This is a genomic window from Ralstonia sp. 110700041-2 (genome assembly GCF_056280165.1).
Genome location: NZ_JBSFAI010000011.1, coordinates 183,579 through 204,105, shown reverse-complemented (window position 1 = coordinate 204,105; position 20,527 = coordinate 183,579). Strand labels below are relative to the sequence as shown.

The window sequence follows — 20,527 nt, the reverse complement described above, 5'->3', positions numbered from 1 at the left end:
TGGCTATCTGTGAATCTCGACTTCTTCATCTGCAGAACTCCCTCTTAACGAGAAAATTCTACTTCTCCCAGCGGTGGATTTCAGGGGGTATTACCACACGAGCATGCCAAAACCGCCAGAGAGTCGCTTTGCGTTTTTTATCGAGAATATTCTATCCATCACTTACACTTGCATTGTTCGTGAGCATCGGGGCATCTTTGACCTTCGATTGGCGATCATTTGCACCGCAACGTCTGTGTCTGGTAATTCCGACCCGCTTCTGTCTTAGGCAACGCATAGGGCGCCATGCACTGCCCCTCCTTCCACTTCACCACCAACGTGCCTTGCTCCTGATTGAGCAGCACAAACGCCTTGCCGCTCGGGTCTGCAATTCCCAGTAGTTTGCCGGTTTGCACGTTTTCCACGCTGGCGCCAAACGGCACCGGTTTGCCGTCCGCTTGCTGCAGCGTGAACTGCACCCGCTGGCCGCTATAACCCTTGAAAGTTGCCTCCACGATGGCGCCACGGCGCGGCACCACTTGCTTGATGGTGTCTTCCAGCTCCACGTCTGCGCCAAGGTTGTGGGTGTCGGGGCGAAGCGCGTTCAAGCGGTACGGCTGGGCGTAAGTCACGACAGCGTAGCCGTTGCGACCGACCGAGGTGCCACTGTCGGTGCGCACGTCCGCACCCTTAAGGCCTTCCATCTTCATCAATGCGAAGGTGTCGCCCACGGTACGGCTAACATTAACGCCGCCACCATGTACCACCACGGCGCCAGTGGCGCCCACACTGGCGGATTGGTAATCGCTTGCGACGTTGACGTTGGCAGAGAGCTGCCCGGCATCGGCCTCGTGCGTAATGCTGGCACCGCCCGTTGCACCACGCCCTCGGCTGGTGTAGCCGGCTTGCATGGCGTACGACGTGTTGTCGCTGACATAACCGCTCAGACCGCTCTGGATATTGGTGCCGCCGTTGCTGTCGTTGCTTACGTTGGTGTAGGCACGCGGCGACCGCAGCTTGCCACCCAGCGGAATTGACATCGTCAGCATGACCTGGGTGTTGTTGCCACTGCCGCCAAAGCGCGTGTCCTTGGTCTGGCTCAAGCTGAGGTTGTAGCTCAGTTGCTTCCAGTTGTTGCCATAGCCAACGCTGATACTGCGGCTGGAGCCCGGCTGGTTCCAGTAGGTCTGCTGGCTTACGTTCAGATAGACGCTACCGTACTTGCGATCCACGCCTCCCAAATCCTGGCTGGTCGTCAAATCGATACGCGAGCGGCTGCGTCCGGATAGCGCACCCGTGCTACCGAAATCGTTGACATGGTCATTAAACGTCCGATAGCCCGAGGTCGAATATCGATACGCCGCCAGCGTGAAGTTGGTATTGGTGCGCGTAAAAGTCTTGGCATACAAGATGCGCACACTCTGCCCGGTGTCGCGCTTACCTTGCGCGCGGCTGCTCGATTGCGTGATGTCCACCGACAGGGCGCCGACGGGCGTGTTTGTACCGACCCCCACGTTGGCGGCCTGAAAGTCCGGCGAGGCTTGGAAGCCAGCCGCTACAGTGCTGTTGTCCGTCAGACCGTAGACAAGAGAACCGCTCACCAGATTGGGCGAGGCATTCTGATCGCCGTCGTACTTGCCAGCCACGAAGCTATACTTCAGCCGCCCCTTGCGCAGCATGAGCGGCAGGCTGGAAAACGCCTGATGCGTGACGTGCTTCGTACCATCCGCTTCGATGACCGTAATTTTCAGGTCACCGTTGGAGCCGGACGGAAAAATGTCGGTAAGTTGGAACGGCCCCGGCGGAACGTTCGCGCGATACAGTACGTAGCCGCTCTGACGCACTTCCACCACGGCGTTGGTCACGGCTTGCCCGCGGATGACAGGCGCATAGCCGCGTTCGCTGTCGGGCAGCATTGCGTCGTCGGAGGCAATTTGCACCCCACGGAAACGCACGCTATCGAACAATGTCGCGTCGGAATACTGTTCGCCGAGCGTCAGTTGCCCCTTGATGGCATCGACGTCGCGCTGCACCAGCGTTCTGTTGCTCTTGAAGCGCGTCTGGCCACTATTACTTCCCGTCAGAGCGGATTCATTGCGCAGACGCCAACGACCAATGTTCACCCCATTCTGCAAGCCAACGTAGTAGCTGCTGCTGTCCGTACCAAAACGGCTGTGGCCGTAGTTGCCGCTGAACTGGTAGTTCACATAGCCTGCAGTGACGCCCTCATCCCATAGGGCGGGGTCCACATAGCCACGGGCGGCCCGCGAAAGGAAGGCCTGCGGAATACTCAGGTTCAGTTGCAGGCGGCCGGAATCGAAATCGACGGCCGCCTGGTCCATCAGCTGCGGCAAGTCCAGGCACGCTTGGCTGTTGAGATCCAGCGGAGGCGTAATGGCGGTCAGGTTCACGCCAAAATCCTGCAGCATTTGAGCAGTCAAGCATGGACGGACCTTACCGTTGCCGCCCTCCTGGTGAAAATCGACGTCGCGCCTCCCCACGAGATTGCCATTGACCTTTACTTCCACGCGATACGTGCCGGGCGGCACGCTGTTGCCCGAAGAGAGCACGGCGCTGAGGTCAGCCGGGCGCCCCTGGCCGTGCAGGAAATCCGCATTGAAGGCGAGGAGTGTGGGATCAACCTGGGCGACAAGCGTTTCGCCCTCCGCCGCGCGCGCGCTGTTGAACATCGCCAGACACAACGCCAGGTACAGCGGGGTTGCCCTGGGACGAGCAGCGGCCGCATTTCCATCAATCTTTTTAGAGCATGGTTTGGTGGTCGGGCGTTTAGACATCGCAATGCTCGCTGTTGGCTCTGAGAGTCGGGGTGTCACATAGGCAAGCTCCGCTACGAAGGGGCGCGGGCTGACCCAGCCCAAGCAGGCCGGATCGACTGGATCGACGCGGTCGATCAGTTGCCGGCAGAGACCGGCGTGCTCGGCTGGCTGCCGTGCAAGGTGACGCGGTAGCTTTCGCGACCGCCGTAATCATTGATGACTTCGTAGCGCAGCTCAGGAGCGCTGTCGCTACCGGGCGGCAGCTTCACGGGCAATGCCAAAGTGGCGCCGGGCGCGATCATCTTGGCATCAACGACCGGTTCATCGGAGTTACCGACGTGCAGCTTGGCGTCCACCAAGGTCACGTGATACAGGCTCGGATTGGTCAAGCGCAGCAGCCCTTTGCCGGCGCCCTGGTTCAACTGCCATTGCAGGCGTGTAGGCGCCTTGACCGGATCGCCAGCCAGACCGGTGGGCCGGTAGAACACCTTGATGCGTTGACGAACAGCCAATTGCAGGACGTTGTCTTCTTTGGCGGTCTGAGGAATCTCCTGGACGTTCAGCCAAAATACGGATTCGCGATCCGTTGGCATGCCGACGCCTTCGTACAGCACACGCAGCAGTTGCTGCTGCTTGGCACCAACCTTTGCCAAAGGCGGTGTAATTGCGAACGGCAGTTGGGCATTGGCTACGTCTTCCAATGGATCCAGCCACGCCTGGAGCAGCGCATCTTGACCATCATTGCTGACGACCACTGAGCTTTCCTTGTTCTTTCCATCAAAGATGACGCGCGTGGTGCTGAGTGAAATGCTGGCGTGGCTCGCGGACGCAACCAACGCGCACGCCAACGCCGCGCCAACGGCGTATCGTTTTGCTTTCATATCCGGAACTGCCTGTGAAGAAATAGGCGGCAGCGGGGTAATGACCGCTGCCGATTGAAGCCAGCCGCGTTGGCTGGCGCTTGGCTTACGCTTACTCGTAGGTGAGCGTGAACGGCAGGCTGGCGTTGGCAATACCCGGCTTGATCTTGGTCGGATCTGCAGCCACATAGGCGGCGGAGAATCGGACGTTGACTGCCCCACCGGTCGCCGGCACCGTGGTCTGTGCCAGCAGGTCGCCGTTGCTCAGGTCGAACGCGTTTGCGCCTGCGCCCGTACCTTCGTACACAGCAATGCCCACACCTTGTGCGAAACCTGCAGCGGTGTTGCCGCTGTTCACGCGCAGCGTCTTCTTGTCGGCGCTGAGGTCAGCTGCCTTGCCGGCGAACTTCATGCTGACCTTGGCGCCTGTCTTGCACACCACGTCAATGTTGGCCGAGCCAGCACCGCTGGTCAGGCGCTTGGGTGCTGCAACGGTACCAATGTCGTCGGCAGCGATCTTGCCCATGTCCACGTTGATGGTGCCTGCGTCGCCAGTCAGCGAAGACACCTTGCAGGTGTCGCTCAGGATCGTGCCTTGGAAATTGATGACACCATCCACCGACGTGGGCGTCGTTTGCGCCATTGCGGCAGAGGACAGTGCAGACATGGCGAAGCCCGCCAGGAACAGTTTTGCTTTCATTGACTTACCCTTAAATGAGACCGCAGCAGAAAGGTGCCGGGACTTGGTCGAGAAGAAATGCCTATCGAATGAGGCAGGCGCAAGTATTCCAAGCGAGGCGCCCGCGCCATATCAGACTGCTCTGAAAAGCACCCTGAATTGACGCATTTGGTCTGCGCGATTCAGATCGGCGCCCGCTACGTGAAGAGGCTTTCTCGTTGTAAATGCAGGGTTACGTCGATGAGGCTGCCGAGATGGAGGATTGGGACAACACGAGGCGCAGGCCGCCGCAGGTGGGGTCGACAGCGCGTATGCCGGGGGAGCGCGATCAGGTCGACACGGGGCCCTGAGCGAAAGAATCAGGCGTCGGGGGTCTCTGCTCCGTGCAAGGATTGGAGTGCAACGAGGAGCGCCTGAATCTCCGCATTGATGTGGCTGGACGGGGGCGAAAGACGTCTTTCCAGATCTCTGGCCAAGTGGCGCGTCTGCAGATCTTCCACAACGGCCGCAGCGCCAGAAATTCGATGAGCAGCTCGACGTGCCTGCTCGATATCCCGATGCGCGATGCCCTGGCTAAGCATCTCAAGATCGGTTTTCATGGTCTGTCGGTAAACCGCGAGCACGTCCGACGACGGCGCCAGGTCGTGCTCCATAGGCTCCGTGTTGGTGGCGAGATCGCCATGGGCGCACCACAGCTCGATCAGCTCCCGCAATGCGGCAAGGCGCAGCGGTTTGCCGAGCACACCGTCCATGCCGCTGTCGAAGCACCGAATACGGTGCGCGTCGTCTGTCGCGGCGGAGATGGCGACAATCGGCGTACGCTCGCCTCCGCGCTGATGTTCGATGTCTCGCATGCGCTGCGCGACGGTATATCCGTCAATCCCGGGCAGATTGCAGTCGAGCAGCACCATGTCAAACGCTGCTGACGCAAACTGTTCGAGCGCGGCCTCGCCGGTGCCGGCAATGGCAGACCGACAGGCCAGTGCGTCCAGTTGGTGCTGGATCGCGTGCTGCACCGCCTCGTGGTCATCGACCACCAGGACCAGCGGCCCCTCCTTCGATTCCGGCGACGGCGCCTTTGCCGCCAGAGAAGGCGATATCGCGTGAGACGCAGACGCCCACGCTGCTTCCGCAGCCTTTGGCAACGCCATCGCTGCGTGTGCTTCCCGTGCCGGCAACATGACGGTGAACACCGTGCCGACCTCGGGGCTGCTGCTGACGGTGATCACGCCCCCCATCAATTCCACGAGTTCGTGGCAGATCGACAAGCCCAGCCCAGTTCCGCTGGCACCGCGATTGCCCACGCTTTCCACGCGTGCATACGGTTCAAAAATGTTCCGCTGGCGCTCCGGAGGAATGCCCAAGCCCGTGTCTCTGACCTCGAGCACGAGCGTTCCTGTGCCGCGTCGCTTTGCGGGCAGATAGTCGACGCGGAGGACAACCTTGCCGGCCGTGGTGAATTTGATTGCGTTCACCAGCAGATTCAGTGCGATCTGCCGCACCCGCATGGCATCGATCTCCACGCTGAAATCCGGCGCGCAGGCAAGATCGAGCGACAACGCCAGTTTCTTCTCATCGGAGCGCCAACGGACCATGTCCAGAGTCTGCTCGGCCCACGGCCCGATCGCTGTAGGCTGAAGCGCGAGTGTCACGCTGCGAGATTCGAGACGCGAGTATTCAAGGACATCGTCAAGCAGCGCCAAGAGCGTTTCCGACGCCGAGACAGCGGCATCCGCGCGACTGGCTTGCTGGCCCGTCAATTGCGAGCGCTGCAGCAGTTCCAGGGACGCGAGAATCGTGTGCATTGGCGTGCGGATTTCGTGGCTGATGAATGCGAGGAACATCGCCTTTTCACGCTCACTGCGAACGGCGGCCACACGCGCACGCCATAGCACATAGGCCAACACCGCAAACGCCAGAACAATGGCCGCAACGAGAGCGACCTGTCGCCAGCGGTAATGCAGGATCGACGCCAGCGACGGCGCACCGTAATCGGTTGTTTCCTGCCACCGCTGCCTGATCGCGTCTGCGTCCGACGCCGAAATGGCGGTCAGCGACTTATCGAGAATCGACGCGAGCACGGGATTGTCATCGCGCGTGACCATCGTCAACGCATAAGGCCGGTCCCAGAGGCTGCCCGAAAGGAACAGTTGGCCCTTGAACTGCCGGTGCAGTTGCGGAACGATCGAAGCGTCCGTTCCGAGTGCGGCGTCGGCATCGCCGTCAACAACCGCCTGCAACGCGTCGGACTCGCTTTGAAACGTTACCAACCTCACCGGAACGGAGCTGCGGCGGATGGCCAGTTCAAGACCACCGCCGCCCTTGATCGCAAGCCGTTTGCCGGACAATTGCGAGAAACTGGCGAATAGGTTTTCCTGTTCCGCCGTAACGATGGCGATTGTCCCGACATAGTAGGGCGTACTCGCGATGAAACCGTCCCGATAGGGTGCTACGGCTTCGTCCTTGCTCCAGTCCGGCAGCATGTCAACCTGCCCCAGCTTCAGTGCAGCCAGCGAGCCGTTCCAGCACGCACCGTCCACATATTCGAAACGCAGCCCGCTTTGATGGGCGACCGCATCGAGGAACGATGGAACCATGCCGGCCACCTTGCCAGCTTTGACAAACTCGAAGGGTCGCCAGTGCGCATCCACGCAGGTGCGCACGATCGGATGCGCGGTGATCCAGGCATCCTCTTCGGGGGTGAACAGCGAAGTTGGGGCCGCATTGCTGCCGCCGGACATCAAGCCGAGCCAGAAGCCTAAGATCAGCGCGCGGACCGCCGCGGCTACATTGCTCACATCTCCCCCCGTCCCCATATCGGAATCGATTGCCTCGGCGCGTCGGGTTCGCGATGTTGCTGATCGCGCCAATTCAGAAGCTTAATTCAGTCCCGAGCCGGATGGCCGGAAACGACCTTAAGGCTGTGTCGAACGGTCAGCGAACGCACGGATGCGATTCGACTGGTGATGGAGCTGCCGCGCGTCGCCCCAGGAAGAGCGCAGACGCTCAAGACCGACACGCACGACGCCGCGCCAAGGCTACCGCAGCTGCGGCCAGTGCGAGCCCGAGAATCGGGTCCACCGCACCGGCACCCCCCACCCCTGTGCTGCCCGTGGCCGCACCCGCCGCCGCATCGCCTTCCGGACTCGTGCCGCCACCTGCGGTCTGCGTATTGAGGGCGAGGTCGACCAGCACCGGGTCATGATCCGACGAGCGGTACGCGTCCGGTGCGTAGAACGTTTGTTGTTGCTCTGCGCTCTTGTGGCCGAACGCGTATTCGAGCGCGATCGGCTCGTCGGCATTGATATGCCACTCATGTACGGCACGCACGCGCTCTGCCAAGCCAGGGGTGGCGAGCGCGTGATCGATGTAGCCGGATTCGCCGCCGTAGACATAGCTGTACGCATCCCTGCCGACGAACTTCGCCACCATGTCGGCATACCCCTTCTGGGCGAACAGCACGACGGGGTCTTCCTTGGCATAGCTGTTGAGATCACCAATGAGGAGCTGGCCCACATCGGCCACGCCGGTCGGTGAGGTCGCCAGCCAGTCGGCGATCAGGCCGGCAGCACGTACGCGGGTTGGGTTCCAGCAGCTCTGGCCGTCGCCCTGGTCGGCGTCCTTGCCGGTCGCACCAGAACAGCCCTTGGACTTCAGGTGATTGACGACCACGGTGAAGTTCTGCGTGTCGCCAATGCGCCGGAAGCTGCGTGCCAGCGGCTGGCGGTTCTTGTTGTCGATCGCCAGCGTGGCCGGCGCCCCCACGGGCTCCACGGTGCGGCTGTTGTAGACGATGGCTACCGTGATCGCGTCACCGCCGAGCTTCGGCACGCCAGGATCGACATAGCGCCAGTCGGCCCCGAGCTGGCTTGTCAGGCGGCGGATGGCGCTGAGGTCGCCGTAGCCGTCGTTCTCGATTTCCATCAGGCCGATCACGTCGGCGTTGATGGCCCCGATGGCGGCGACAATCTTGGCTTCCTGCCGTTCGAACTCGGCCTGGGTCTTCGCCCCTCGGTCAGTCCGATCATCGAAGCCGGCCCCTTTGCCGTCACCGTTGAAGTAGTTCAGTACGTTGAACGAAGCCACGCGCACATCCGCCTGCGCGTGGCGCACAGGTGCACCGGCACGCGGGTTCGCGGCGGCATTGAAAACCGGTGCAGCCGCGCCCGGCACGGGCTGCAGACGCCAGGCGTTGTAGCGCATTTCCAGCACGCCTTGTAAACCGCTCACCGTATAGCCCGCACGCACGGGGTTGGTTGCCGACAAGCCGGGCGCTGGATAGCGCACGCTGGCGGGATTCTGCTGATTGGAGCCATCGTCGAGCACGATGCGGTTCAGCGCATTGGCCGCGGCCTGCGCGGCTGCGCCATGCGCGGGCGGAGCCACGTTTGTCGGCAGTGGCAGGCGTCCGTTGCTGAGCAGGACGCTGCCGTGGCGCCCAAGCTCGTACGTTTCGCTCACCGTCAGCGTCTGCGGCAGGCGCACGAGCATCCCTTCATACGCCGACAACGCCTTGGCATCGGCCACGGGCAATGTCACGTCGACCGGCGTCACGCGGTTGCCGCTGGCACAGCTTGCGATGCCGCCGGTGGCCAGCGTCAGTTGCGTCTGGCCGTACTTCTCCTCGACCTTGCCGACCAGGTGGACGAGGTCACCAGCGCGGGCGCTGACGCCGGGTGCATAGACGAACAGGCCTTCCGACACGCCAGACAACCGGCGGCGCTGCGCGTCGGGTTGTTGCACGAAGAAGCCGTTAAAGCCGGTGGCGCCACTATAGTCGGCGGTCACGACGGCTTCGATCTCGACGTTCAGGCCGACCAGCGGCGAAGTGGCCCCGGCGCCCTGCACATCCGCAAGGTGCGTTGCCGGCGCGCCGCACATCGCAACGGCGGGTGGTGGCGTGACGGTGCCCTGCCCGTTGTACAGGCCAAGGTCGGAGAAGTCGTCGATATTGAAGGCATCCCACTGAAGGGATGGATTGAAGGCAGCTGTGCTGTCCGTGTCGCCCGCCTTCACCGTGCCTTGGCGGCGCAGCGTGTGGTCCTTGGTGCCGGCGCTGGCTGTACCCCAGAAGCCGGACGGCGGTTGATAGCCAACCTGGCCGATGCGGTCGACAACAACGCCGGAGCGCGTCAGTCTCAGCGCATCGTCGCCGTTGAAGGAGAACGCCGCGGTCTGGTTGACGCGGCTGCCGAGCACGCTGGCCAGTGTGCTGTGGGCCATCACATGGACGGCGCCTGGCGCCAGCTTGCCCGAGAGCGCAAACGACGCGGTGGGCGTGCTGGCGCCATTGTTGTACTGCTCGATCTTGTAGACCGACAGATCGGCTTCGGCGCCGTCCGGGTTGTAGATTTCGATGGCCTTGTTGTTCGAGCTGCCTTCTACGTACTCGCTGATGAGAAGCTCGGCTTGAGCAGGCAACGCCACGGACAGCACGGCGGCAAGAAGGAAATGCAGGCGCATGGGGACGGGGGGTTGGGGAATAAAAGGATTTCGGCATACCCTCAGCAACGCCGATGACGCACGCATGGCGTGCCGTCACCGATCGTTCAGCATTCTGTAAGCCGTTCCTTCCTCGCAGCCCGCGCTCACCAAAAAATGAAACAAGCGTCGACGCTGCCGTCGGCGTGTTGTCTACGTGGGACCGATACAGAATCGCGAAAATTTATGGATTTCTGTACCTGTTGGCCGAATCGCGGCCAGTGCTAGCCTGCAAGCTCCTCGCCCTTTCCGCAGACAACGATTTCGCCATGCCTACCCTCACCAACCTGCTCACCTTTGCCTTGGTTGCGCTCGGCATGGTGCTGACGCCGGGCCCGAACATGATCTACCTGATCTCGCGTTCGATCTGCCAGGGGCGCAACGCCGGGCTGGTGTCGCTGGCGGGCATCGCCACGGGCTTCGTCTTCTACATGCTGTGCGCCGCATTCGGCATCACAGCCTTGCTGATGGCCGTGCCGTTTGCCTACGATGCACTGCGCTTTGGCGGCGCGATCTATCTTCTCTACCTCGCCTGGCAGGCAGTGCGGCCGGGCGGCCGGGCACCGTTCCAGGTGCGTGAACTACCGGTGGACAGCCCGCGCAAGCTTTACACGATGGGCTTGCTGACCAGCCTGCTCAATCCGAAGGTCGCAGTGCTCTATCTGTCGCTGCTGCCGCAGTTCATCGAGCCGGCGCACGGCAGCGTGCTGGTGCAGTCGGTCTGCCTGGGGCTCACGCAGATCTGCGTGAGCGTGACCGTCAATTCGATGATCGCCGCCACGGCGGGCAGCATCGCTGCGTTCCTCTCGCGCAAGCCGAGCTGGCTGTCGGTTCAGCGCTACCTGATGGGCACCGTGCTGACCAGTCTGGCGCTGCGCATGGCGATGGAAGCGCGCAAGTAAGCCACGCCAATTTGCGAAAAGATACGCCGCCAATGAAAACAAACGGGGCGATCCAGTTTGGCCGGATCGCCCCGTGCTTATTGAACGCGCTACCAGATCAGCGGCGGCGCATGTAGAACGTGAACACCTTGTCGTGCTCGCTGTGCTCCAGCAGCTCGTTGCCGGTTTGCTTGGCGAACGCCTGGAAGTCCCGCGTGGCGCCGGGGTCGGTGGCAAGAATCTTGAGCACGTCGCCGCTTTGCATGTCGGCAAGCGCCTTCTTGGTGCGCAGGATGGGCAGCGGGCAATTCAGGCCGCGCGCGTCGATTTCCTTCTGAAACTCCATGTCTTCCTCAGTGGTACGGGCAAGCGGCGCAGTGCCACTCGCGTCAGTCATTCCGGAATTGTAACGAGCCGCGTGGGTTGCCACTGGCGCGGCGGCGGCTCGGCCGGTTCGCCGGTACGGATGTCGATGTAGCTGACGGGCAAGCCGCGCGCGGTCAGAAAATCCGCGACGGCATAACCAGTGCCGGCCGTCCAGGGGCGGACTTTCTCGAACGGCTTCAGGCGGTATTCAACCAACTCTTCCGACAGCGCGATCTCGCCATCGGCCACCACGTGGTACGCGATGATCAGTTCGTTCTTGCGGATGAACTCATACACGCCGATCAGCGAGATCGATTGAGCGTCGAGGTTCGTCTCTTCCTTCAGCTCACGGGCGATGCCCTCTTCGGGCGTCTCGTCGCGTTCGAGAAAGCCCGTGACGAGCGCGAACATGCCCTCCGGCCACAGTGCATTGCGCGCCAGGAACATCTGCCCGCGATATTCGACAACCGCCGCCAGGACGGGCAACGGATTGTTCCAATGCACGAAGCCGCAGTCCTGCCCCGGGCACGCGATGCGCAGGCGGCCGGCATTGTGCTGCTCGACGAGCGGCGTGGCGCATTGCGGACAGAAACGGTAGTCGAAGCTCATGGCAGTCAGATGGATTAAACGGCCTGCGCGCAGGCTGCGCGAATATCGGCGGCAAAGGCTTCCACCGTCTCCGGTTGCACGTCCCACGAGCACATCAGGCGGCAGCCGCCCGCACCAATGAACGTGTAGAAGCGCCAGCCGCGTGCGCGCAACGCCTCGATGGCCGGCACTGGCAACTCGGCGAACACGGCGTTCGACTCAGTCGGGAACATGATGCGCACGCCCGGCACATCGGCGATACGCGCATGCAGAAGTTGCGCCATCGCATTGCCGTGACGCGCGTTGCGCAGCCACACGTCGTTTTCAAGCAAACCGAGCCATGGCGCAGAAATGAAGCGCATCTTCGAGGCCAGCTGCCCTGCCTGCTTGACGCGATAAGCAAAGTCCTCCGCCAGACGGCGGTCGAAGAAGACAACCGCCTCGCCGACCGGCAGGCCGTTCTTCGTGCCCCCAAAGCACAGCACATCCACGCCGGCGCGCCAGGTAATCTCCGACGGATGCACGCCGAGCGACGCCACCGCATTCGCAAAACGCGCGCCGTCCATGTGCACGCGCAACTGGCGACGCTTGGCAATCGCGGCAATCGCGCGGACCTCGTCCACGGTATAGATGGTGCCGACTTCGGTCGATTGCGTCAGCGAAACCACTTTCGGTTTCGGGTAGTGGATATCGGAGCGCCGCGTGACGAGCGCTTCGACCGCATCCGGCGTGAGCTTGCCGTTCTCGCCCTTGGCGGTCAGCAGCTTGGAGCCGTTGGAGAAGAACTCCGGGCCGCCGCATTCGTCCGTTTCGATGTGCGCCAGCTCGTGGCAGATCACGGAGTGATACGACTGGCATAGCGACGAAAGCGCCAGCGAATTGGCGGCCGTGCCGTTGAAGACAAAGAAGACTTCGCAATCGGTCTCGAACAGGTCGCGGATGCGGTCGCACACGCGCTGCGTCCAGGAATCATCGCCATAGGCCGGCTCGTGGCCGCTGCTGTTGGCCTCCAGGAAATACTTCAGCGACTCCGGGCAAAAGCCCGAGTAGTTGTCTGAGGCGAAATGCTGCTTGGGCTGCATGGCGGGCCGGCAAATGGGAGTGGAAGACGGGCTACTTCTGTTCGGACCACAGCACGCCGCCGGTGGCCCAGTTCTCGCGCTTGATGTCGGTGATGATGATGTCGACGGCGCCCGGCGCGCAGCCCAGCGATTCGCACGTGACACGCGTCACTTCTTCGACGAGCTTCCTCTTCTGCTCAACGCTGCGGCCCTCGAACATCTCGATATGGAAAGTCGGCATGGTGTCTCCTGTTTGGTGCGTCGCTCTGATAGTCGCGGCGGTTATATCAGTCGCGTCAGTCGCGATACGAAGCGTCGATTTTATCCAGTTTGCGCAACAGCGCCGGCCACTCGATCACGCCTTCGATGGCGCCGCCATCTTCGAGCTGTTCTGCCGCCCGATCTGCCACTTCCGGCGCGGGCGCGACGACCTCGCCGCCGGCAAGCGCGTGGATCTGGATCTCGCATGCCTTGATGAGCGTGGCCATCAGCACGTGCGCCTCGGCCACGGTACGGCCGATGGTCAGCGTTCCGTGATTGCGCAGCAACATGGCGAAACGGTTGCCCAACGATGCGGTAAGGCGGCTGCCCTCTTCCGGCGTGAACGCAAGGCCTTCGTAATCGTGATACGCGATGCGCCGGTGAAACCGCAGCGCATGCTGAGACAGCGGCAACAGCCCGTGCTTCTGCGCAGACACGGCAATGCCCGCCGTGTTATGCAGATGGATCACGCACTGCGCGTCGGGCCGGGCGGCGTGCACGGCTGCGTGCAATGCGAAACCGGTCACGTTAACGGAGGGATGCGTGGCCGCATCGGGCCAGATGCCGACGAGCTGGCCGCGGCCATTGATCTTGACCAGGTTGGATGCGGTGATCTCGTCGAACGCGAGGCCAAAAGCGTTGATCAGGAAGTGATCGGGCTCTCCCGGCACGGACGCAGACAGATGGGTGTAGACCAGATCGTCCCAACCGTTGAGCGCGGCCAGTCGGTACGCGGCGGCAAGGTCGACCCGCACAGCGCGCTCGGCTTGGCTGATCTCGCCGCCGGGCACAACGGCATCGGGGCGCAAGGCAAAAGACATGAGGCTCCTCCAATGGAGGAGGCATTCTAGAACGGGCGCGTCGACCGCGTGGTGGGCGCCTTCACATGCCGCGCATCACGCACGCGCCGGGGCCACGCGCTTGACCACAAGAAAGATGACCACGCCGGCCACGAGCGACACGGCTGCCACGGCAAGCGATGCATTGAAGCCGCCCGTGGCCGCAAACAGCCGGTTCGCCAGCGGCGGCCCGGCGATCTGGCCGATGCCATACGCGGCCGTCATCAGCCCCATCAGACGCGGCGCGGCATGCGGCCAGAGCCGGCGGGCCTCGCGCATGGCGAACAGCGTGATCGCCGTGAATGGCAGCCCGAGCAGCGTGCTGGAAAGCGCAAGCCCCGCCACCGTTGGCCACACGATGCTGGTAGTCACAGCAACCGCCTGCATGGCGTAGGCCGTGGCCAGCAGCGAGCGGTTGTCGCGCGCCAGGCTGATCCGGGTTGAAAGGAATGCGCCAAGGGCCACGCCCGCACCGAACATCGGCCAGAACAGATCGGGCCAGACCGAACCCGCCGGCAGCACCTTGCGCGCGATCACGGGCAGAAACGTGGCGGTGATGATATAGCCAAAGCCGGCCAGGCCGTAGGCGAGCGTAAGCGCGCTGATGGGCGCATCCAGGCCGGGTGCGGTCCCGGATACAGCCGGCGCCGGAGCGGCATGCGCATGCACTTCAGGCCGGATGGTCGACCACACCGCCGCCGAGAGCAGCGCCGACAGCACGCCAAACGCTATCCATGCCGACGTTGCGTGCCACCCCAGTGCAACCATGCCGCTGGCCGCCAGGCCCGGAATGGCGATGCCGAGACCGGGCCCGCAGAAAATGATGCCGCCGAGCGCCACGTGGCCCAGTTCGGTCAGCCGATGCAGGCACCAGCCCGCCGTAAAGACGAACACCAGCGCGCTGGCCATACCGGCCGCAAAGCGCAGCAGAAGCCACGCAGGCTGCCCTTGCAACACGCCCATTCCGGCGGTCAGCAGCACCGTCGCAACCAGACCGGTGCGGATGAGGCGCGCTGCATCGCCGCGCACCGCCATGCAGGCCAGCGCGCCCACGAAATAGCCCAGGTAATTGCCGGTGGCCAGCCAACTGCCCTGGGCCAGCGTCAAGCTGCCGTCGTGAAGCATCATCGGCAAGATCGGCGTGAAGGCGAAGCGGCCGATGCCCATCGCCACGGACAGCGCAACCATGCCCGCAACCGCCACGCGCCAGGCGGCGGCCCGCTGGGAATGCGCGGCGGACAAGGCTGGGGTGGACGACAGCGTGTGCTCCATGGAAGGGCCTGGATGGGGAAATCGGCACTTCATCGTACGCAAGGCCGTTCATCCTGAAAAATGAATTATATTGAACGAACCCATTAGCATTTGAGATACATCATGGATCTGTCCTCGCTAGAGATCTTCCGGACGGTCGTGCGGGAAGGCGGCGTCACGCGGGCGGCCCAGCAGTTGAATCGCGTGCAGTCGAATGTGACGACACGCATCCGCCAGCTCGAAGCGTCACTCGGCGTGCAGCTGTTCGTGCGCGAAAGCAAGCGCATGGTGCTGACGCCCGCCGGACAGACCCTGCTGACCTACGCCGACGACATCCTCCGTCTGGCCGCCGAGGCCCGCCAGGCCGTGCAGCCGAGCGAGCCGCACGGGCGCCTGCGCATCGCCTCGATGGAAAGCACGGCGGCCAGCCGCCTTCCTGCCCTGCTGGCCACGCTGCATCAACGCTGGCCGCGCGTACAGCTCGAACTGGTGACGATGACCACGCGCCACTCTCTTCAGGCGCTATCGAACTTTGAAGTCGATTGCGCGTTCGTTGCCGAAACGGCTTGCCTGAACAACACGCGCGCCGCCATGACGACGCTGCCGGCATTTGCCGAAGAGCTGGTGCTGATTGCCCACCGCGCCCATCCACCGATCCGCCGCGCGGCGGACGTGCAGACTGCCGGCATGCTCGCGTTCGAACCTGGCTGCGCCTATCGGCAATTGATCGAAGACTGGTTCGCCGCAGACGGCGTGGTGCCGTCCCGCGTGCTGGAGCTTGGCTCGTACCACGCCATCATCGCGTGCGCGGCGGCCGGCATTGGTGTGGCGCTGGTGCCCCGCTCGGTGCTCGAGCTGTATACGAACGCCCCGGAAATCAGCATCCACGCGCTCGGCAAGCCGGGCCGTGTCGACACGCTGCTTGCCTGGCACCGCGACATGGCTGGACCCGCCCTGCAGGCGCTCGTGCAGGTGCTGAGCGAGCCCCAAGCAGCGGCAAGCAAAACCGCGCGGGAAGCCATTGCCGCCTAAACTGAAACCGGATACTGGGACCGTGCCGCCGGTCTGATCGGGCAAAGCGCGGCAATCACGGACGGAGGCGCGAATGCGACCGTCGTTGCGGATGCGGCGTTGGATGGGATGGTTGGCAGCGGTCATCGCCGCGGTCTGGACCAGCCTTGCCGGGGCAGCCGCTCCGGTCGTGGTGTTGCCGGTCACCGGTGCCATTGGGCCGGCCAGCGCAGCCTACGTAATCCGCGGCCTGCAACAGGCACGCGATCAGGGAGCGCAGCTTGTTGTGCTGCAAATGGATACGCCCGGCGGCCTCGATGCGTCGATGCGCCAGATCATTCAGGCCATCCTTGCGTCGCCCGTGCCGGTGGCGGGCTACGTCGCCCCCGGTGGCGCGCGGGCAGCAAGCGCCGGCACCTACATCCTCTACGCCTGCCACGTTGCGGCGATGGCGCCCGCCACGAACCTGGGTGCGGCGTCTCCCGTGGCGATCGGCATGGGCGGCCATGCCCCGAGCCCCGGCGACGGCGCCAAGCCGGCAAGCGCACCAGCCGCCCCTTCCAGCAACGAAGACACCCTCGCCCGCAAGCAGATGCACGACGCGGCGGCGTACATCCGCGGGCTGGCGCAACTGCGCGGTCGCAACGCGGAATGGGCCGAGCGGGCCGTGCGTGAGGCCGTGAGCCTCGACGCGACCGAAGCCGCCAGCCAGCACGTGGTCGACCTTGTTGCCGCAAGCCTTCCTGATCTGCTCAAGCAAGTCGACGGCCGCGCGGTGCGCACGTCCGCCGGCGACGTCACGCTGCGTACAGCCGAGGCAACCATCGTCACGCTGGAGCCCGACTGGCGCAATCACTTCCTCGGCGTCATTACCGACCCAAGCCTGGCGCTGCTACTGCTGACGGTGGGCGTGTATGCACTGATCTTCGAATTCTCGACCCCTGGCATGGTCGTGCCCGGCATCCTCGGCGCCGTGTGCATCGTGGTGGCGCTCTACGGGCTGCAGATGCTCCCGATCAACTACGCGGGGCTCGCCCTCATTGCACTTGGCCTCGGCTGTATGGTGGCTGAAGCATTCCTGCCGACGTTCGGCGCGCTCGGCGTGGGCGGCATCGTTGCGTTCGTGCTGGGTGCGGTGATGCTGATCGATACGCAAACGCCGGGCTTTGGCGTGCCGCTTCCGCTCATCATCGGACTGGCCTTCGTAAGCCTGACCGTTGTTCTAGCGCTCTCCAGCCTGGCGGTGCGTGCGCGACGGCGGCCGATCGTGACCGGCGGCGATACGCTCATCGGCATGACAGGCGAAGTAGTGGACGTCGATACACCGGACGCCGATGCCGACAGCGACGGCTGGGCGCGCATCCATGGCGAGCGCTGGCGCGTGCGCTGCGATGGTGGCATCGCGCGTGGCGATCAGGTGCGTGTGATCGCCCGGCGTGGGCTGACACTGATGGTGGAACCCGTTGCCCCCCTCGCCGCGTCTTCATAAGGAGAAGAAAAATGCTTTACGGCTTCTTCAGCGCAGGCGGCCTGATCTTCCTGGCCGTGCTGCTGGTCATCTCGTCGTTCCGGGTGCTGCGCGAATACGAGCGCGGCGTGGTGTTTCTGCTGGGCCGCTTCTGGCGCGTGAAGGGGCCGGGGCTGGTGCTGATCGTGCCGGCGATCCAGCAAATGGTGCGCGTGGATCTGCGCACGGTGGTGATGGACGTGCCGCCGCAGGATGTGATCTCGCACGACAACGTGTCGGTCAAGGTCAATGCGGTGGTGTACTTCCGGGTGGTCGATCCGGAGCGCGCCATCATCCAGGTGGCCAACTATCTGGAAGCGACCAGCCAGCTCGCCCAGACGACGCTGCGGGCCATCCTGGGCAAACACGAGCTGGACGAGATGCTGGCCGAGCGCGAAAAGCTCAACCTCGACATCCAGAAGGTGCTCGACATCCAGACCGACCCGTGGGGCATCAAGATCGCGAACGTGGAGATCAAACACGTCGACCTGAACGAATCGATGATCCGCGCCATCGCCCGCCAGGCCGAGGCCGAGCGCGAACGCCGCGCCAAGGTCATCCACGCGGAAGGCGAACTGCAGGCATCGGAAAAGCTGCTGGAAGCTGCACGCATGCTGGCCCAGCAGCCCGAGGCGATCCAGTTGCGCTATCTGCAGACGCTCACGCAGATTGCGGGCGACAGAAGCTCGACGATTGTCTTCCCGCTGCCGATGGAAGTGCTGGGCGCGGTAAAGAAAGCCGCCGGCGGCTGACCCGCATCACAGATCGATCTTCATGCCGAGCTTGAACAGCCGCGGCGCCCCCATCGACAGACGGTTGTTGCCGGCGCCCGCCCAGTAGCGCTTGTCGGTCAGGTTGTCGACATTGAACTGCAGCGTTGCCCGCTTGCCTGAGATGCGCGTCACATAGCGCACGCCTGCACTGAAGAGCGTCGTGCCGCCCAGCTCTGCTTGGTTGGCGTCGTTCACAGGTCGTGGGCCAAGGTAGTAGGCGCCCGCGTTGAACGAGACAGCACGCAGCATCGGCAACGTGTATTCGGCAAAGACGCTGGCAGTGCTGCGCGGCGTGTTTTCCGGCGTTTTTCCGTCGAGGCCGTTGCCGACGCCGCGGAACTTCGCGTCCGTCCAGCCGGCCGAGGCTAGCAGCGACAAATCCTGGGTGACGCGGCCCTGCGCCGTCAGCTCGATACCGCGGATGCGCTCGCGACCGTCTTGCACGAAGATATTGGCGTCGTTGGTGTACGCTGCCGCGCGGTCGATGTCGTACACGGCAGCGGCGAGCTGTGTGCCGGCCGGTGTTTCGTAACGCAGGCCGAGTTCCTTTTGCTCCGACAGCGCTGGCGGCATGGCCACATTGGCGTTGGCGGCCGTGTTGGGCGCGCGTGCGCCAGCTTCCAGGCCTTGCGCGTACGACGCATACGCCGACAGGGCCGGCGTGAACTTGTAGATGACCGCCCCCAGCGGCGTGGTCTTGCTGGCTTCGTAATGGTTGGGCGCCTGCTCGCTGGTGTAGCGCGTGTAGCGCAGGCCAGCGATCACCTGCCAGTGCTCTGACAGCGTCATGCGATCCAGCGCGTAGACGCCGGTGTCTACGGCGCGCTGCTCGGCGGTGAAGCCCGTGCCAGTGGTCGGCAACCAGCCGAGGTCGACCGGGTTGTACAGGTTCTGCGCGCCGGAGAAGCGGTCCGAGTACACGGCCGCCTGGCGCATGTCGGATCGCGCAACGCCAAAGGTCAGGTCATGCGTGATCCGCCCCGTCTTCTCGGTACCGGAAACGTCTACCCGCACGTGGCTGGTATTCCAGCGACCGCTCTGCCGCTGGCCGGACAGCGTGCCGGCACCCGTCAGCATGTTCGTCAGCCGAAATTCGGAGAACGCCCGCGTCCGCGCCGTCTCCGACACGCCACCCTCCACCGTCAGCAGCCATGCATCGGCGAGCGCGTAATCGGCACGCAGCAACGCGTTTGTGTTGTTGCCGTCAAAGTCGGCCCAACCCGGCGAAATGCGTTTGCTCGGGTCGGGCATTGCCGGCAAGGTGATGACGCCGTTTTTGGCGGCGGGCAGCGTCACCACCGACTGTTCGATGATGACCTTGCGCGAATATTCCACGTCGGCTTTCAGGCTGAGCCGGCTGTTGACCTTCCAGTCGAAGGCCACGGCGGCAAGCTGGCGCGTGCCGTCAATGCCGTTGGTAGGTGACTGCAACGAGCCGCCCGCCGCGTTGAAACGGAGGCCGTATTGATTGTCTTCACCGAAGCGGCGCCCCACGTCGAGCGTGCCGACCACGGTGTCGTTGCTGTCGAACTGCATGCCCAGCGTGGTGACCGGCGTGTTGCCCGCCCGCTTGGTGACGAGGTTCACCACGCCGCCCGGCGTCGTGTAGCCGTAATACAGCGCCGACACGCCTTTCAGCACCTCCACGCGTTCCTTGTCTTCCAGCGGGATCGCCGCGAGTGCTGCCAAGGGCATTGAGCCGTTGAAGCGGAAATTGGTACGGTTCTCCAGCGTCACGCCGCGGATGGCGAGGTTGTCGAACGTTTCGCCTGAAAGCTGCTGGCGCGTCACGCCCGCCGTATTGCGCAGCGCGTCGTACAGCGACGTGTCCTGCTGCGCATCAAGCGCCTCGCGCGTGACCACGTTCACGGTGGCGGGAATGTCGCGCAACGCCATCCCGCGGAACGCTCCGACCTGTGCCGTGCTGGCTGCAAAGCCCCGCTGGCTGCCTGCCGTGATAGTCGTCTCGTTGAGGTCCACCGTGGCGCCGCCTGCAGCCGGCTGGCCTGCTTCGGCATGCGCCAATGTGGAAACGGCAAGAGGAATGGCGGCGAGCGCGCACGAGAAGGCGCGAGCCGCGAGATGACGGTTCATCGCGGGCAAAGGGTCGATCAGGATTGGCGAAACCGGACGCGCGGAAATGCGCTGAGAGAAGAGAAAACGCGCCGCAATACATCACGCGGCGCGTCGATCCGTTGGCTGGCAGGTGGAAA

Annotated in this window: 16 protein-coding genes; 4 read left to right on the top strand and 12 right to left on the bottom strand. The window is 63.6% G+C overall.

What is annotated here, in order from left to right:
• Nucleotides 1-215 precede the first annotated feature (215 nt).
• From ACUXH0_RS17765 to ACUXH0_RS17745, 5 genes are all read right to left on the bottom strand, one after another.
• Nucleotides 216-2,669 (bottom strand): fimbria/pilus outer membrane usher protein, encoded by a 2,454-nt coding sequence (locus ACUXH0_RS17765; RefSeq protein ID WP_259393717.1) that lies wholly within the window; start codon nucleotides 2,667-2,669, stop codon nucleotides 216-218.
• A gap of 221 nt (nucleotides 2,670-2,890) precedes the next feature.
• Nucleotides 2,891-3,769: a fimbrial biogenesis chaperone gene (locus ACUXH0_RS17760; RefSeq protein ID WP_259393716.1), complete on the bottom strand. Its 879-nt coding sequence runs from the start codon at nucleotides 3,767-3,769 to the stop codon at nucleotides 2,891-2,893.
• The gene (locus ACUXH0_RS17755; protein ID WP_182594435.1) at nucleotides 3,729-4,316 is read right to left on the bottom strand and encodes a fimbrial protein; all 588 of its coding nucleotides are present in this window, start codon (nucleotides 4,314-4,316) and stop codon (nucleotides 3,729-3,731) included. Before ACUXH0_RS17755 ends, ACUXH0_RS17760 begins: the two co-directional genes overlap by 41 nt.
• A 338-nt stretch (nucleotides 4,317-4,654) precedes the next feature.
• Nucleotides 4,655-7,111 (bottom strand): ATP-binding protein, encoded by a 2,457-nt coding sequence (locus ACUXH0_RS17750; RefSeq protein ID WP_182594434.1) that lies wholly within the window; start codon nucleotides 7,109-7,111, stop codon nucleotides 4,655-4,657.
• Between the two features lie 190 nt (nucleotides 7,112-7,301).
• The gene (locus ACUXH0_RS17745; RefSeq protein ID WP_182594433.1) at nucleotides 7,302-9,758 is read right to left on the bottom strand and encodes an ExeM/NucH family extracellular endonuclease; all 2,457 of its coding nucleotides are present in this window, start codon (nucleotides 9,756-9,758) and stop codon (nucleotides 7,302-7,304) included.
• Between the two features lie 287 nt (nucleotides 9,759-10,045).
• On the opposite strand from ACUXH0_RS17745, the gene ACUXH0_RS17740 reads away from it, so the two are divergent.
• Nucleotides 10,046-10,678, top strand: coding sequence for a LysE family translocator (locus tag ACUXH0_RS17740; protein ID WP_012761539.1), 633 nt, complete (start codon nucleotides 10,046-10,048; stop codon nucleotides 10,676-10,678).
• Between the two features lie 97 nt (nucleotides 10,679-10,775).
• Here the strand turns inward: ACUXH0_RS17740 and ACUXH0_RS17735 are convergent, their stop codons facing one another.
• The 6 genes from ACUXH0_RS17735 to ACUXH0_RS17710 form a co-directional block, all read right to left on the bottom strand.
• The gene (locus tag ACUXH0_RS17735; protein ID WP_004629370.1) at nucleotides 10,776-11,003 is read right to left on the bottom strand and encodes a sulfurtransferase TusA family protein; all 228 of its coding nucleotides are present in this window, start codon (nucleotides 11,001-11,003) and stop codon (nucleotides 10,776-10,778) included.
• A gap of 47 nt (nucleotides 11,004-11,050) precedes the next feature.
• Nucleotides 11,051-11,632, bottom strand: coding sequence for an NUDIX hydrolase (locus ACUXH0_RS17730; protein ID WP_004629372.1), 582 nt, complete (start codon nucleotides 11,630-11,632; stop codon nucleotides 11,051-11,053).
• A gap of 14 nt (nucleotides 11,633-11,646) precedes the next feature.
• Nucleotides 11,647-12,693: a threonine aldolase family protein gene (locus ACUXH0_RS17725; protein ID WP_024973329.1), complete on the bottom strand. Its 1,047-nt coding sequence runs from the start codon at nucleotides 12,691-12,693 to the stop codon at nucleotides 11,647-11,649.
• 31 nt (nucleotides 12,694-12,724) lie between these two features.
• A complete protein-coding gene (locus tag ACUXH0_RS17720; RefSeq protein ID WP_004629375.1) occupies nucleotides 12,725-12,913 on the bottom strand; it encodes a 4-oxalocrotonate tautomerase in 189 nt (62 codons plus the stop codon).
• Between the two features lie 55 nt (nucleotides 12,914-12,968).
• On the bottom strand, nucleotides 12,969-13,754 hold the full coding sequence (locus ACUXH0_RS17715; protein WP_182594432.1) for a class II aldolase/adducin family protein: 786 nt from the start codon (nucleotides 13,752-13,754) through the stop codon (nucleotides 12,969-12,971).
• A 75-nt stretch (nucleotides 13,755-13,829) separates the two neighbouring features.
• Nucleotides 13,830-15,044 (bottom strand): YbfB/YjiJ family MFS transporter, encoded by a 1,215-nt coding sequence (locus ACUXH0_RS17710; RefSeq protein WP_182594431.1) that lies wholly within the window; start codon nucleotides 15,042-15,044, stop codon nucleotides 13,830-13,832.
• A 102-nt stretch (nucleotides 15,045-15,146) separates the two neighbouring features.
• Between ACUXH0_RS17710 and ACUXH0_RS17705 the strand changes: the two genes are divergently transcribed.
• The 3 genes from ACUXH0_RS17705 (at nucleotide 15,147) to ACUXH0_RS17695 (ending at nucleotide 18,293) form a co-directional block, all read left to right on the top strand.
• Nucleotides 15,147-16,055 carry a LysR family transcriptional regulator gene (locus ACUXH0_RS17705; RefSeq protein WP_182594430.1) on the top strand — a complete coding sequence of 303 codons (909 nt, stop codon included), beginning with the start codon at nucleotides 15,147-15,149 and terminating at the stop codon, nucleotides 16,053-16,055.
• 73 nt (nucleotides 16,056-16,128) lie between these two features.
• Complete coding sequence (locus ACUXH0_RS17700; RefSeq protein ID WP_004629383.1) at nucleotides 16,129-17,523, top strand: NfeD family protein; 1,395 nt, start codon at nucleotides 16,129-16,131, stop codon at nucleotides 17,521-17,523.
• An 11-nt stretch (nucleotides 17,524-17,534) separates the two neighbouring features.
• Nucleotides 17,535-18,293, top strand: coding sequence for a slipin family protein (locus tag ACUXH0_RS17695; protein WP_004629386.1), 759 nt, complete (start codon nucleotides 17,535-17,537; stop codon nucleotides 18,291-18,293).
• A gap of 6 nt (nucleotides 18,294-18,299) precedes the next feature.
• Here ACUXH0_RS17695 and ACUXH0_RS17690 read toward each other — a convergent pair whose 3' ends face one another.
• Nucleotides 18,300-20,408 (bottom strand): TonB-dependent siderophore receptor, encoded by a 2,109-nt coding sequence (locus ACUXH0_RS17690; protein WP_182594429.1) that lies wholly within the window; start codon nucleotides 20,406-20,408, stop codon nucleotides 18,300-18,302.
• Nucleotides 20,409-20,527: the final 119 nt, after the last annotated feature.

Bases quoted from the DNA above. Each gene is read 5' to 3' on its own strand.
- ACUXH0_RS17705 (WP_182594430.1), top strand. From the start codon at position 15,147: ATGGATCTGTCCTCGCTAGAGATCTTCCGGACGGTCGTGCGGGAAGGC.
- ACUXH0_RS17750 (WP_182594434.1), bottom strand. From the start codon at position 7,111: ATGGGGACGGGGGGAGATGTGAGCAATGTAGCCGCGGCGGTCCGCGCG.
- ACUXH0_RS17765 (WP_259393717.1), bottom strand. From the start codon at position 2,669: ATGTTCAACAGCGCGCGCGCGGCGGAGGGCGAAACGCTTGTCGCCCAG.
- ACUXH0_RS17745 (WP_182594433.1), bottom strand. From the start codon at position 9,758: ATGCGCCTGCATTTCCTTCTTGCCGCCGTGCTGTCCGTGGCGTTGCCT.
- ACUXH0_RS17700 (WP_004629383.1), top strand. From the start codon at position 16,129: ATGCGACCGTCGTTGCGGATGCGGCGTTGGATGGGATGGTTGGCAGCG.
- ACUXH0_RS17725 (WP_024973329.1), bottom strand. From the start codon at position 12,693: ATGCAGCCCAAGCAGCATTTCGCCTCAGACAACTACTCGGGCTTTTGC.
- ACUXH0_RS17735 (WP_004629370.1), bottom strand. From the start codon at position 11,003: ATGGAGTTTCAGAAGGAAATCGACGCGCGCGGCCTGAATTGCCCGCTG.
- ACUXH0_RS17715 (WP_182594432.1), bottom strand. From the start codon at position 13,754: ATGTCTTTTGCCTTGCGCCCCGATGCCGTTGTGCCCGGCGGCGAGATC.
- ACUXH0_RS17730 (WP_004629372.1), bottom strand. From the start codon at position 11,632: ATGAGCTTCGACTACCGTTTCTGTCCGCAATGCGCCACGCCGCTCGTC.
- ACUXH0_RS17710 (WP_182594431.1), bottom strand. From the start codon at position 15,044: ATGGAGCACACGCTGTCGTCCACCCCAGCCTTGTCCGCCGCGCATTCC.
- ACUXH0_RS17720 (WP_004629375.1), bottom strand. From the start codon at position 12,913: ATGCCGACTTTCCATATCGAGATGTTCGAGGGCCGCAGCGTTGAGCAG.
- ACUXH0_RS17690 (WP_182594429.1), bottom strand. From the start codon at position 20,408: ATGAACCGTCATCTCGCGGCTCGCGCCTTCTCGTGCGCGCTCGCCGCC.
- ACUXH0_RS17740 (WP_012761539.1), top strand. From the start codon at position 10,046: ATGCCTACCCTCACCAACCTGCTCACCTTTGCCTTGGTTGCGCTCGGC.
- ACUXH0_RS17755 (WP_182594435.1), bottom strand. From the start codon at position 4,316: ATGAAAGCAAAACTGTTCCTGGCGGGCTTCGCCATGTCTGCACTGTCC.
- ACUXH0_RS17695 (WP_004629386.1), top strand. From the start codon at position 17,535: ATGCTTTACGGCTTCTTCAGCGCAGGCGGCCTGATCTTCCTGGCCGTG.